Raw genomic sequence first — 12,396 nt, 5'->3', positions numbered from 1 at the left:
GAACGCTGGCTGGCAGCCATCCAACCGGCTGCCAGCCGGACGCTCGCCTGATCAGTTGAACGAGTCCCCGCAGGCGCAGGAACCCGTAGCCTGCGGGTTCTCGATCGTGAAGCCCTGCTTCTCGATGGTGTCCACGAAGTCGATCACGGCCTCCTGGACGTACGGGGCGCTCATCCGGTCGACCGCAACCTGCAACCCGTTGAAGTCGCGGACCAAGTCCCCGTCCAGGGCGCGCTCGTCGAAGAAGAGCTGGTAGCGGAGGCCAGCACACCCACCGGGCTGCACAGCCAGACGCAGGTGCATGTCGTCACGGCCCTCCTGCTCGAGCAGGGCCTTCGCCTTGGCCGCGGCCGCATCGGACAGGATCACGCCGTGCGTGGCTTCAGCCGTCCCGGTCTGGGGGCCGCTCTGCTCAGCAGTCGTCATGGCACTCCTCAAGATGTCGCTGTCATGCGTTCGTCGCGTTCACCGGTGCGAACGTCGGCGCAACACGGTGTATTCCGTGCCCTTTCATGGTGGCACATGCTGCGACCGGCTGAACATCATCGTGACGCCTACAATACTCTGGGCCGGTGAGCTTCTTCCGTCGTAACAGCACGTCAGCAGCAGAGTCCGGGGCCGAGGGCGACCCGGCCGCCGGAAGCACGGCAGGCGCCGGCGACACTCAGGCCGGTCAGGAGGCCGTCAAGGGGGGCACGCCGAAGAAGGGCAGGCCCACACCGCGCCGCCGCGAGGCCGAGAGCAAGCGCAGGGGGCCGGTGGCTCCGCCGCCGAAGAACACCCGGGAAGCCATCAAGCGCAGCAGGCAGCAGCGCAAACAGAACCCGGGCACGAAGATGAGCAAGGAGGAACGCCGGGCCGCGACCAGGGAGCGCAGGGAACGCATGATGGCCGGAGACGAGCGCTACCTGCTGCCTCGCGACCGCGGCCCGGTCAAGGCGTTCGTCCGCGACGTGGTCGACTCGCGCCGCAACCTGCTCGGGCTGTTCATGCCGCTGGCGATCGTCGTCTTCCTGTCCCTGCTCGTACCCGACCCGGCCATCCAGCAGGCTGCCACGCTGGCAACCACGGTGATGCTCTTCGGCATGGTGGTCGAGGGCGTGGCGAACGGGCGCAGGATCACCAAACTGGCACGGGAACACTTCCCGAACGAGGTGATCAAGGGACGGTCCATCGGCTGGTACGCCTTCGTGCGGGCCACCCAGCTGCGCAGGTTGCGGGTGCCGAAACCGCGGGTCAAGCCCGGCGACTCCGTTCGCGTGCACTGACGGGATTGTGCTATGACATCGGACCAGGACAGCGCACGGAACGACACTCCAGAGTTCGGCCCTGTCGACTCACCTGACGACGCGGCACGGGCCAAGGTCCTTGCGCAGGCGGGCGCGCCCCTGTTGAGCACCCCCGTGCCGCCCCGGCGACGGACCGGCGAGCGCAGCACGGCGCAGGCGCGCGCAGGCGGGCTGGGCCCCCTCGACGAGCTCGCCGCCTGGATCGCGGCATGCCAGGGGCGATTCCCGCCCCGGCCGCTGCGCGCACCCCGCCCCGTGGTGTTCGCCGCCGACCACGGCATCGCGGCCAGGCGCGTGTCGGCCCGCGAGACGAACTCGACGGCCGACCTGATCACGGCCCCGACCTCCGGCGCAGACGTTGCCATGCGCCTGTTCGCCGAGCTCGCGGGGGTCAGCCCCCGGATCATCGACATCGGGCTGTCCGGCGATGTCGACGAGTCGCTCGCCGAGTCACGCTTCAAGATCCGCCGTTCCTCCGGCGCGATCGATGTCGAGAACGCCCTTGACGAGCGCGACACCGTCTCCGCCGTCCGGGCAGGCATGACCATCGCGGACGCGGAGGTCGACGCCGGGGCCGACCTGCTGCTGGCCACCGGCATCGGGGTCGCCGCGTCGACACCGGCGGCGACCGTCGTCGCGGCGCTGGCAGGTGCCGAGCCGGTGGCTGTGGCCGGGCGCGGCTCCGGCATCGACGACCGCGCATGGATGCGCAAGACGGTGGCCATCCGCGACGCGCTGCGCCGCGCACGCCGGGGGCAGCACGCTCCGCTGGCATACCTGCGCACCGTCGGCGGGACGGATATCGCGGCCATCGCGGGTTTCCTGGCGCAAGCCGCCCTCCGGCGGACCCCGGTACTGCTCGACGGGATGACGGCGGCGGCGGCCGCGCTCGCGGCCAACGAGCTCGCGCCTGGGGCCTGCCTCTGGTGGCGCGCGACCCATCTCGAGCCGGAACCGGCGCACGCCGTCGCACTCGAGCATCTGGGGCTCGACCCCGTGCTGGAGTTCGACATGGGTGCGGGCGCGGGTGCGGCACTGCTCCCGATGCTCAGCACCGCGACCAGCGTGCACGCCGGGACCGGCTCGGCCGCCGAGTAGCCTGCGAATCCGCAACCCGCGCCCTGCGCCTCACGTCAGCGGGTGCATCCACCCGTGCGGGTCGGGATGGGTGCCGGTCTGGATGCCGATGAGCTCACCACGCAGCCGCATGGTGACCTCGCCGGGGTCACCTCCGCCGACGTCGAACTCTCCCCCGGCGTGCCGCACCCGGCCGACCGGCGTGATGACCGCGGCGGTGCCGCAGGCGAAGACCTCCGTCAGCTCTCCCGAGGTCGCGGCCTTCTCCCATTCCTCGGTGGAGATCTTGCGTTCCGTCACCGGGTAGCCGAAGTCCCGGCACAGCGTGATCAGCGAGTCGCGCGTGACGCCGGGCAGCAGGGTGCCGGTCAGCTCGGGCGTGACGATGTGCGCGTTCTCCCCGGACCCGAACACGAAGAACAGGTTCATGCCGCCCATCTCCTCGACCCACCTGTGCTCGTTCGCGTCGAGCCACACCACCTGGTCGCAGCCCTGCTCGACCGCCTGTGCCTGCGCGACGAAGGAAGCAGCGTAGTTGCCGGCGCACTTGACGAAGCCGGTCCCGCCAGGAGCCGCGCGCGTGTAGTCGGTCGACAGCCACACGCTGACCGGCTTGACACCACCGGCGAAGTACGAGCCGGCAGGCGAGGCGATCAGCGAGTACAGGTACCTGTTCGCCGGGCGGTTCACACCGAGACTCGCCTCGGTGGCGATGGTGAACGGGCGCAGGTACAGCGACTCACCTTCCTGCGCGGGCACCCAGCGACCATCGACCGCGATCAGCTCCTCGATCGACCGGAGGAAGACCTCCTCGTCGAGCTCGGGGATCGCCAGGCGCCGTGCCGAGCGCCGGAAGCGGGCCGCGTTCTGCTGCGGCCGGAACGAGGCCACCGAGCCGTCCGGCTGGCGATAGGCCTTGAGGCCCTCGAAGATCGCCTGGCCGTAGTGCAGGACCGACGTCGCGGGCTCCAGGGTCACCGGACCGTACGGCTCGACGGTGGCGTCGTGCCATCCGCGCCCGGAGTCCCACCGCACGGTCACCATGTGGTCGGTGAAGTGGGTACCGAATCCGGGATTCGCCAGTACCTCAGCGACGCGTTCCGGGGTCGCCGGGTTGGAGCTGAGGCTGTGGGTGAAAGGTAGTGAGGTCGTCATGGGTGAACCGTATCTCGTGTGGCAGCGGAGAGGGAGATCTGTGTCAACTTTGCCCTGCGGTCGACAGGTCCGGGGCCCGTACCGCGCCCCCAGCCGGCGAGCACCGATGGGGAGCTCAACCGCCGGACCGGCAGGCAGGCCGGGCGGCACCGCGAGGCCGGACACACCCCAGCACGGCCGCGATCAGCGCCACGGACGAGGCCAGCAGCAGCGCGGTACGCGGGGTCGGCAGGACGGCGAGCGCGGCGGCGAGTAACGCCGGTGGCGCGGTGAGCACCATTCCCCGCGCCCGCGGGGACATGGAGTTCGTGTGGCGCGCGGCAGGCGCGGTCCTGCCGAGATCGTCGCGCGCCGCGGCGAGCACCACGACCATCCCCGTCACGGTCGCCAGTGCCACGACGGCATGCGCGACCCCGACGAGCGCCCCTGCGTCGGCCGCGACCAGCACGTCCCGCACCGGCGCCGGGGACAGGCCGAGCCGCGCGGGGCCCAGCTGGTACAACGCGGCACCCGCGACGGCCACGGCCACCCCGATAGCTCCGGCCGGCCGCAGCACGACCAGCCCGCGCCGCTGTCCCCTGTCGAACTCCCTGTCGAGCCCCCCGTCGAGTCCCCTGTCGAGGCCGGCGAACAGCGCGAACAGCACCACCCCCGAGGCGATCACGTCCCCGCCAACACCGAGCACCGTCGGGGCGGGTACGCCCGCCGTACCGGTGCCGACGGGCCTGATGGCCAGGCAGACCGCGACGAACGCGACGGCCGCGGCCAGCAGCAGCGCCGTCACCAGGCGCCGGAAGTGCCGGTCCGGGGTCCACCCGAGCCCGACCGCCGCGGCGGTAACGGCCACGAGGACCACGGCTGTGCCTGCGGCATGGCCGGGAACGAGGTAGGTGGCGAACGTCAGCGACAGCATGGTCGCGTATACGGCTGCCGCCGTTGCCCGCAGCTCCGGCCAGGCCGGGCGCCGGGTCCGCTCCGTGGCGGCTGCCGCCAGCCCGGCGAGTACGAGCCCGCCCGGCATCCACCAGCCACCGGCCGCGGCACCGGCGGCGATGCCCACCAGCAGTCCGGCGCCCAACAACACCGGCGATCACCGACCTCTCGTTCGGTCCCCGTCGGCGTCGCCAATAGCATGGCATTCGAGCCCGCCCAGCAGGCAGGTGCAATTACCCGCGATCGACACGCAAGGAGTCACCGTGACCGTGCCCCAGTTCGCGCTCGTAGACAGCCGTGACGACGCTGTGACCGCAAGCGACAGCGAAGCGATCATCATCGCGACCATACAGGGCGAGGACGGGGTCGAGATCGCGAGCGGCTCCCAGGCGGTCGACGGCGCGTTCGACGGCACGCTCGCCGAGGTGCTCGCCACCCTCGGAGCCAAGGGCAAGGCGGATGAGGTCGTCAAGGTACCGACCCTCGGCAGGCTCGGCCCCCCTCTCGTCCTCGCAGCCGGGCTCGGCAAGGTGGACGGCGGCATCACGCCCGAGCAGGTCCGGCGCGCATCCGGCGCAGCGGCGCGGGCGCTGCCGAGCGGCACCACGCATGTGCTGTCCACCCTCTCCGCGCTCGACCCGCAGGCCACGGTGGAAGGTACCGCCCTCGGTGCCTACGCGTTCACCGACTACAAGTCCGAGTCCGCCGGCGAGCCCCTTGCCACGATCGATCTGCTCAGCCCGGCGGAGGGGTCGTCCCGGGACCACCAGGCCACCGTCACGGCCGCCACGAGCATCGCCGAGGCGGTCATCCTGGCGCGCGACCTCGTCAACACGCCGCCGAACGACCTCTACCCCGAGGTGTTCGCCGATCGGGTACGCGAGCTCGCCGAGTCCGTCGACCTCTCCGTCGACGTCCTCGACGAGCAGGATCTCGAGCGCAACGGCTTCGGGGGGATCCTCGGGGTCGGCGGGGGCTCGGTCCGTAAACCGCGTCTGGTGCGGCTGCGGTACAAGGGCAGCAAGCCGGTCCGGAAGGTCGCGCTCGTCGGTAAGGGCATCACGTTCGACACTGGCGGCATCTCGATCAAGCCTGCCGCCGGCATGGAGAACATGACCTCGGACATGGCCGGTGCGGCGGCCGTGCTCGCCACGATCGTGCTCGCCGCGAAGCTGCGGTACCCCCTCGAGATCACCGCCGACATCCCGCTCGCGGAGAACATGCCGTCGGCGACGGCGTACCGCCCGGGGGATGTGCTGGAGACCTACGGCGGCACGACGGTGGAGGTGCTCAACACCGACGCGGAGGGACGGTTGATCCTCGCGGACGCGATCGCGCGGGCGGCCGAGGACGACCCCGACTACCTGATCGAGACCTCGACGCTGACCGGCGCGCAGACCGTCGCGCTCGGCAACAGGACCCCGGGCGTGATGGGCTCGGACGAGTTTCGCGACCGGGTCGCCGACATCGCGCGGCGCACCGGCGAGGGCGGCTGGGCGATGCCGCTTCCGGAGGAGCTGCGCGGCGAGCTGGACTCCCGGATCGCCGACATCGCCAACGTGACCGGCAACCGCTGGGGCGGCATGCTCGTGGCAGGGGTCTTCCTGCGCGAGTTCGTCGCCGACGACCTGCCCTGGGTGCACATCGATGTGGCCGGACCCGCGTTCAACACCACGGGCACGTGGGGCTACACGGGTAAGGGTGGAACCGGGGTCCCGGTTCGCACCATGGCTGCCGTGCTCGCCGACCTCGCCGAGCGCGACTAGCGGAACCGGCGATGTACCCGCCGCGCGGCCCGATCGTGGCGCCCCCGGTCACTGCCTGGGACCCGGACTCCTACGTCGAGCTGGCGACCTCGACCGCGCTGACCGCACCGCCCGCCCGGCTGGCGGCCACGGTCGGCCACGCCGCGGTCCTGCTCGCAGGTTGCGGGTTCGCAGGCGAGTCGGACCGGTTGATCACCACGTGGCGGCGCGCGGCGGGGTCGGCCGTCGAGGAGCTGTTCACCGACGCGGTGATGCGGCGGGCGGTCGCGGTACTGCTCGCCCACCGGCCCGCGCAGCCCGGATGGGCGGCCGAACTCGTGCCGCCCGACCTCGATGCCGAGCAGCGGGCGCATCGCGCGTACTTGGGCAGGCGGCAGCACTCCCCGAGCGACCTGCTCGGCAGGCTCGTGGGAGATGTCGGCGCGGAGGCGGCCACCCAGCTGGCCGACGACCTCGCCGGCAGCTCCGCGCCGTCCGGGCACGGCGCGGAGCCGGAGCCTGTCGACCCGCTGCGCCCGATCGCGCGGGAAGCCGATGACGCCGCGCTCGCCGGGCACACCGAGCACGCGCGTGCTGCGCTGCACCGCTGGGCCTGCACGGCGCGCGGCAGGCCGTGGCCACCGGTGGCGATGCTGGCGGGATGCCGCAACCTCGCGGGGCTACTGCTTGAGGGCGCGCTCGCAGAGCCCCTCGGTGTCGGTGGCTCGTGGGCACGGCGGTGCGCCGGCGAGCTGCAGGCCGTGCTGCGCGGCAGGCACCCGAGGGAACACCGCGACAGGTCGGGTGAGCGCACCATGGGCGAGCTCGTCTCCGCGATCCTGACAGCCAGGCACCATCCCGACGTCGAGCCTCCGCAGGCGCCCTCCCCCGCGCCCGCGCAGCGGGTGGGTGAGGCGGAGCGCAGGCTCGGCGTGGCGCTACCGGCGGACTACCGGCAGTTCCTGCGGACCTGTGACGGCCTACCGGCCGATGTGGTCTTCCCCCGGCTGCTCGGCGCCACGGAGCTGTACGCCAGCGCCGAACGCGGCGTCGTGATCAGCTCCCCTGGCCCGACCGGGGTGCTCGTACTGCTGGTGCGAGCCCGCGCCGACAGCGCGGCGGGCAGTGCGGCGACGACCTGGTACGCGGCCGAGTGGGATCCGCAGCTGGGTACGAGCGTGCACGTCGGCTTCCGCCCACTACTGGAACGGCATCTGCACCTGCTGGAGCAATGCCGGTGAACCGGGGCACACGGACGGGCCGGTCACGCCTCTCCCCGTTCCCGCCGCCGCCTGTCCAGGATCTTCTGGCGCTCGGTGTAGTCGCGCATGCGTTGCGGGTAGCCGACCTTGGACACTTCGTAGACCGGCATCGAACGCTTGTGCCCGAACTCCTGGGCGGCATCCAGGCTGCCGATCCTGCGGCGGGTCCATTCCCCGTCGTGCGCGATGAGCACGACGGTCGTCTCCGTGATCCGGGTGGGGGGTTCGACGAACGCCTCGACTCCCCGCCGCTGGGCGGCCCACTCATCGAGGTGCGCAATGTCGTTCGAGGTCGACTTGCGCACGCCTCCTCGCGCCCCACCCGACTTGCGACGCTTGCGGAACGAGTCGAAAAGACCCACCGAGTACCACCTCAGCTCCTGTCGGGCCACGCTCGCGCGCGCGGCGCTCGGTCACCGGCTCCACCGGCACGACAAGTACGACCGCGCGTATTCCACCGCCCACGGCCGTGCTGTTGTCTCCATTATCACCACGATCACGTGCCTGTTGCTCACGCGCACTCGCGGGTAACTCGCTACCGTGGCAACCGTAGTGACAAGATGACATGTGCCACCGGCGGGACCGTACCGCCGGCAGCGTACGACCACGACCCATTGTCGTCGCCTTCGCAAGGAGAGTTCGAAGTGTCTGATACATCCGCTGACCTGGTGATCCTTGGTGGCGGATCGGGCGGCTATGCCGCGGCGTTCCGTGCGGCCGAGTTGGGCCTTTCCGTAACCCTGATCGAAAAGGACAAGCTGGGAGGGACGTGCCTGCACCGTGGTTGCATCCCGACCAAGGCCCTGCTGCACGCGGCCGAGATCGCGGACGCGGCACGCGACAGTGACCAGTTCGGGGTGAAGGCCACCTTCGACGGCGTCGACATCGCAGGGGTCAACAAGTACAAGGACGGCATCGTCAACCGCCTGTACAAGGGGCTGCAGGGGCTGACGAAGGCCCACGGCGTGACCTTCGTCGAGGGCAGCGGAACGCTGGTCGACCAGCACACCGTCGAGGTCGACGGGACGAGGTACACCGGCCGGAACGTGCTGCTGGCCACCGGGTCGTACTCCAAGACCCTGCCGGGACTGGAGCTCGGCGGGCGCATCGTGGCCAGTGAGCAGGCACTCACGATGGACTACGTACCCGACAAGGTCGTCGTGCTGGGCGGGGGCGTGATCGGAGTCGAGTTCGCCAGCGTCTGGGCCTCCTTCGGTGCCGACGTGACGATCGTCGAGGCACTGCCCCGGCTGGTCCCCGCCGAGGACGAGTTCGCGTCCAAGCAGCTGGAACGCGCCTTCCGCCGCCGCAAGATCGGGTTCAAGACGGGGGTGAAGTTCACCGACGCGGCCCAGACCGACAACGGCGTGTCCGTCTCGCTGGAGTCCGGCGAGACACTGGACGCCGATCTGTTGCTCGTGGCCGTTGGCAGGGGACCCAACACGGCAGGCCACGGCTACTCCGAGGTGGGCGTCGCCATGGACCGCGGCTTCGTCACCACGGACGAGCGCATGCGCACCAACCTTCCCGGCGTCTACGCTGTCGGGGACATCGTCGACGGGCTGCAGCTCGCCCACCGCGGGTTCGCACAAGGGATCTTCGTGGCCGAGGACATCGCGGGCCTGAACCCGGAGCCGATCGACGAGGCCGGTATTCCCCGCGTGACCTACTGCCATCCCGAGGTGGCCTCTGTGGGGCTGTCGGAGGACGAGGCTCGCCAGCGCTACGGATCCGACGTCACCACCTTCACCTACGACCTCGGCGGTAACGGCAAGAGCCAGATCCTGAAGACATCCGGAGCGGTGAAGTTGATCCAGGCACCGGACGGTCCGGTCGTCGGCCTGCACCTGGTTGGCGACCGCGTCGGTGAGCTCATCGGGGAAGCGCAACTGATCTACAACTGGGAGGCGTTCCCCGCCGACGTCGCCCCCCTGATCCACGCCCACCCCACGCAGACCGAAGCGCTCGGCGAGGCGCATCTCGCGCTCGCCGGCAAGCCCTTGCACGTGCACGGCTGATCACGGCCGAGAGCTCGACTACCGTGAACAACCGGCTTCGACACAGACACTGAGGAGTCAGCAAGAGATGGCCTTCTCCCTCACATTGCCGGAACTCGGCGAGAGCGTCACCGAAGGCACCGTTACCCGGTGGCTCAAGCAGGAGGGCGACCGCGTCGAGGTGGACGAACCCCTGCTGGAGATCTCCACCGACAAGGTCGACACCGAGGTACCCTCCCCCGTCGCCGGCACCGTGACCCGGATCGTCGCAACCCAGGACACGACCGTCGAGGTGGGCGCCGAACTCGCCGTCATCGATGACGGCTCGGGGGGCGACGCCGCCCCGGCCGAGCAGGGGCAGCAGTCGGCACCCCAGCAGCAAGCCCAGCAGCCGGTCGAGCAGCCTGCCCAGCAGCCTGCGGCCGAGCAGGATGCCACCCAACAAGCGCCCCAACAGCCTGCGGAGCCCGCGCCGGCGACGTCCGGGGGCGGTGGCACCCCCGTGACCCTGCCCGAGCTCGGGGAGAGCGTCACCGAAGGCACCGTTACCCGGTGGCTCAAGCAGGAGGGCGACCGCGTCGAGGTGGACGAACCCCTGCTGGAGATCTCCACCGACAAGGTCGACACCGAGGTACCCTCCCCCGTCGCCGGCACGCTCCTGGAGATCACGGCGCAGGCGGACGAGACCGTGGAGGTCGGCGGCCGCCTCGCGGTGATCGGAGACGCCCCGGCAGCGCCTGCCGCGGGCCAGCAGCCCCAGCATGAGCAGGCACAGCAGGAGCAGGCACAACAGGAGCAGGCCCAGCAGGAGCGGCCCCAGCCGCAGCAGGCACAGCCGCAGCAGGCACAGCCGCAGCAGGCGCAGGAACCCGCGGCAGCCGCGAGCTCCGGCCGGCACGCCACTCCCGAGCCGGCAGCGCCGTCCGCGGGGCAGTCCGGTGGGCCGTCCGGGGACGGGGCGGCACCCGCCGACGGCACCGCATCGACTCCCTACGTCACACCGCTGGTGCGCAAGCTCGCGTCCGAGCACGGCATCGACCTGAACTCGTTGCAGGGAAGCGGGGTCGGAGGCCGGATCCGCAAGCAGGACGTCACGGCCGCGATCGAAGCCAAGCAGCAGCAGGCGCCCGCAGCGGAACCGGCCGCGCAGGGCCCGCAAGGGGGTCCGTCGGCGGGCTCGACGGCGCCTGCCCCGCCTGCCGAGGACACCTCGGGGATGCGCGGCACGACGCAGAAGGCGAACCGGGTCCGGCTGACCATCGCGAAGCGGACCAAGGAGTCGCTGCAGAACTCGGCCCAGCTCACGCAGGTGCACGAGGTCGACGTCACCAAGATCGCGCGACTGCGTGAAAAGGCAAAAGCAGCGTTCCTCGAACGCGAGGGCGTCAAGCTCACGTTTCTGCCGTTCTTCGCCAAGGCAACGGTGGAAGCGCTCAAGCAGCACCCGAACGTCAACGCCTATCTCGACGAGGAAGCCCAGCAGATCACCTACTTCGACGCCGAACACCTGGCCGTCGCGGTGGACACCGACCGTGGGCTGATCTCGCCGGTGCTGCACAACGCGGGGGACCTCAACCTCGCGGGGCTTGCCACCCGGATCGACGACCTCGCCAAGCGCACCCGGACCAACAAGATCGTCCCGGAGGAGCTCTCGGGCGGCACCTTCACGGTCACCAACCTCGGCAGCAACGGCGCGCTGTTCGACACCCCGATCATCAACCAGCCGCAGTCCGGGATCCTCGGCGTGGGTGCCGTTGTCAAGCGACCTGTGGTGATCAGCGATATGGACGGCAACGACACCATCGCCATCAGGTCCATGGCCTACCTCGCGCTGACCTACGACCACCGGCTGGTCGACGGCGCGGACGCGGGCCGCTTCCTGACGACGATCAAGCACCGGCTCGAGGAGGCCGCGTTCGAAAGCGAGCTCGGCCTGTAGCCGGCACGCTCCCGTTCCGCTGTGCGGGGGCCTGAGCGCGGCCCGCACAGCGGAACGTGCACACAGGACCCTGCACAGGCGATAGGGTCTCGACATGCGGATTCTCATCGCGGGGTCGAGCGGGTTCATCGGCAGCGCACTCGTCGACGAGTTGCGTCGCGCGGGGCATGAGGTCCTCAGGCTGGTGCGCGGGGAACCGGTAGCCGAGGACGAGCGCAACTGGGATCCTCCCAGGGGCACGGTCGCGGACGGGGCCTTCGACGGTGTCGAGGCCGTGGTGAACCTGTGCGGGTCGTCCCTGCTCGGCCGGTGGAGCGCGGCGCGCAAGCAGATGATCCGCAACAGCAGGATCGAGCCCACCGAGGTGCTGGCCGAGGCTGTCGCAGAGCACCGGGTGCCCGTCCTGGTCAATGCCTCCGGGATCGCCTACTACGGCGACACCGCCGACGTCGCGGTGGACGAGTCGCACGGCCCCGGCGAGGGCTTCATGGCACAGCTGTGCGTGGAGTGGGAGCGCGCGACCGGGCCGGCACGCGGGGCGGGTACCCGGGTGGTCTCGGTGCGCACGGGCCTGGTCCTTGCCGGCCACGGTGGGCTGCTCCGGCTCCTCGAGCCGGTGTTCCTGCTCGCGCTCGGCGGCCGCCTGGGGTCCGGCGCGCAGTACATGTCCTGGATCAGCCTGTCCGACGAGGTCGCCGCGATCCGGTTCGCCATCGAGCACGGCTCGGTCTCCGGGCCGGTGAACCTGTGCGCGCCGGGCCCGGTCACCAACCGCGAGTTCACCAGGGCACTCGCCAGGCAGGTGAACCGGCCGGCGCCGTGGACGGTGCCCGCGCCGGTCCTGCGCGTCGCTCTCGGCGAGGCAGCTGAGGAGACCGCCCTGATCAGCCAGCGCGTCCTACCGGCCGCGTTGAGCTCGGCAGGATTCGAGTTCGCCCATACGGATCTCGACACCGCCCTCGCCGACCTGCTGTGACGCCGATACCCGTGCGATCCACT

General features: G+C 70.8%; 11 protein-coding genes. 7 read left to right on the top strand and 4 right to left on the bottom strand.

The features are described 5' to 3' along the window. Positions 1 to 51: 51 nt before the first annotated feature. Positions 52 to 426, bottom strand: coding sequence for a HesB/IscA family protein (locus tag CHB84_RS07380; protein WP_089300750.1), 375 nt, complete (start codon positions 424 to 426; stop codon positions 52 to 54). Positions 427 to 572: 146 nt separating this feature from the next. Between CHB84_RS07380 and CHB84_RS07375 the strand changes: the two genes are divergently transcribed. Further along, a complete protein-coding gene (locus CHB84_RS07375; RefSeq protein ID WP_089300749.1) occupies positions 573 to 1,268 on the top strand; it encodes a DUF3043 domain-containing protein in 696 nt (231 codons plus the stop codon). A gap of 12 nt (positions 1,269 to 1,280) precedes the next feature. Further along, positions 1,281 to 2,387: a nicotinate-nucleotide--dimethylbenzimidazole phosphoribosyltransferase gene (locus tag CHB84_RS07370; protein ID WP_089300748.1), complete on the top strand. Its 1,107-nt coding sequence runs from the start codon at positions 1,281 to 1,283 to the stop codon at positions 2,385 to 2,387. A 30-nt stretch (positions 2,388 to 2,417) separates the two neighbouring features. Here the strand turns inward: CHB84_RS07370 and CHB84_RS07365 are convergent, their stop codons facing one another. Then, positions 2,418 to 3,521 carry a branched-chain amino acid aminotransferase gene (locus tag CHB84_RS07365; protein ID WP_089300747.1) on the bottom strand — a complete coding sequence of 368 codons (1,104 nt, stop codon included), beginning with the start codon at positions 3,519 to 3,521 and terminating at the stop codon, positions 2,418 to 2,420. A 115-nt stretch (positions 3,522 to 3,636) separates the two neighbouring features. Further along, positions 3,637 to 4,605 (bottom strand): hypothetical protein, encoded by a 969-nt coding sequence (locus tag CHB84_RS07360; RefSeq protein WP_089300746.1) that lies wholly within the window; start codon positions 4,603 to 4,605, stop codon positions 3,637 to 3,639. A gap of 112 nt (positions 4,606 to 4,717) precedes the next feature. Between CHB84_RS07360 and CHB84_RS07355 the strand changes: the two genes are divergently transcribed. Together CHB84_RS07355 and CHB84_RS07350 are read left to right on the top strand one after the other, a co-directional pair. Beyond that, on the top strand, positions 4,718 to 6,220 hold the full coding sequence (locus CHB84_RS07355; RefSeq protein WP_089300745.1) for a leucyl aminopeptidase: 1,503 nt from the start codon (positions 4,718 to 4,720) through the stop codon (positions 6,218 to 6,220). Between the two features lie 11 nt (positions 6,221 to 6,231). Continuing rightward, on the top strand, positions 6,232 to 7,440 hold the full coding sequence (locus tag CHB84_RS07350; RefSeq protein ID WP_245818608.1) for an SMI1/KNR4 family protein: 1,209 nt from the start codon (positions 6,232 to 6,234) through the stop codon (positions 7,438 to 7,440). 23 nt (positions 7,441 to 7,463) lie between these two features. Here the strand turns inward: CHB84_RS07350 and CHB84_RS07345 are convergent, their stop codons facing one another. Next, positions 7,464 to 7,823 (bottom strand): oxidoreductase, encoded by a 360-nt coding sequence (locus CHB84_RS07345; protein WP_089300836.1) that lies wholly within the window; start codon positions 7,821 to 7,823, stop codon positions 7,464 to 7,466. Between the two features lie 282 nt (positions 7,824 to 8,105). Here CHB84_RS07345 and lpdA point away from each other — a divergent pair, with 282 nt between their 5' ends. The 3 genes from lpdA (at position 8,106) to CHB84_RS07330 (ending at position 12,373) form a co-directional block, all read left to right on the top strand. After that, the gene (gene lpdA / locus CHB84_RS07340) at positions 8,106 to 9,479 is read left to right on the top strand and encodes a dihydrolipoyl dehydrogenase (protein WP_089300744.1); all 1,374 of its coding nucleotides are present in this window, start codon (positions 8,106 to 8,108) and stop codon (positions 9,477 to 9,479) included. Positions 9,480 to 9,546: 67 nt separating this feature from the next. After that, entirely contained in the window at positions 9,547 to 11,397 is a 1,851-nt protein-coding gene (sucB, locus tag CHB84_RS07335) for a 2-oxoglutarate dehydrogenase, E2 component, dihydrolipoamide succinyltransferase (protein WP_089300743.1), read from the top strand. Between the two features lie 94 nt (positions 11,398 to 11,491). Then, positions 11,492 to 12,373, top strand: a complete 882-nt coding sequence (locus CHB84_RS07330) for a TIGR01777 family oxidoreductase (protein ID WP_089300742.1) — start codon at positions 11,492 to 11,494, stop codon at positions 12,371 to 12,373. Positions 12,374 to 12,396: the final 23 nt, after the last annotated feature.

The sequence above is a fragment of the Haloechinothrix alba genome, from assembly GCF_900188115.1.
Lineage (GTDB): Bacteria > Actinomycetota > Actinomycetes > Mycobacteriales > Pseudonocardiaceae > Haloechinothrix > Haloechinothrix alba.
This window is presented reverse-complemented; position numbering and strand designations above follow the sequence as displayed.

Excerpts from the sequence above, each read along its gene's own strand:
- CHB84_RS07350 (WP_245818608.1), top strand. The coding sequence starts at position 6,232 with ATGTACCCGCCGCGCGGCCCGATCGTGGCGCCCCCGGTCACTGCCTGG.
- CHB84_RS07365 (WP_089300747.1), bottom strand. The coding sequence starts at position 3,521 with ATGACGACCTCACTACCTTTCACCCACAGCCTCAGCTCCAACCCGGCG.
- sucB (WP_089300743.1), top strand. The coding sequence starts at position 9,547 with ATGGCCTTCTCCCTCACATTGCCGGAACTCGGCGAGAGCGTCACCGAA.
- CHB84_RS07380 (WP_089300750.1), bottom strand. The coding sequence starts at position 426 with ATGACGACTGCTGAGCAGAGCGGCCCCCAGACCGGGACGGCTGAAGCC.
- CHB84_RS07370 (WP_089300748.1), top strand. The coding sequence starts at position 1,281 with ATGACATCGGACCAGGACAGCGCACGGAACGACACTCCAGAGTTCGGC.
- CHB84_RS07330 (WP_089300742.1), top strand. The coding sequence starts at position 11,492 with ATGCGGATTCTCATCGCGGGGTCGAGCGGGTTCATCGGCAGCGCACTC.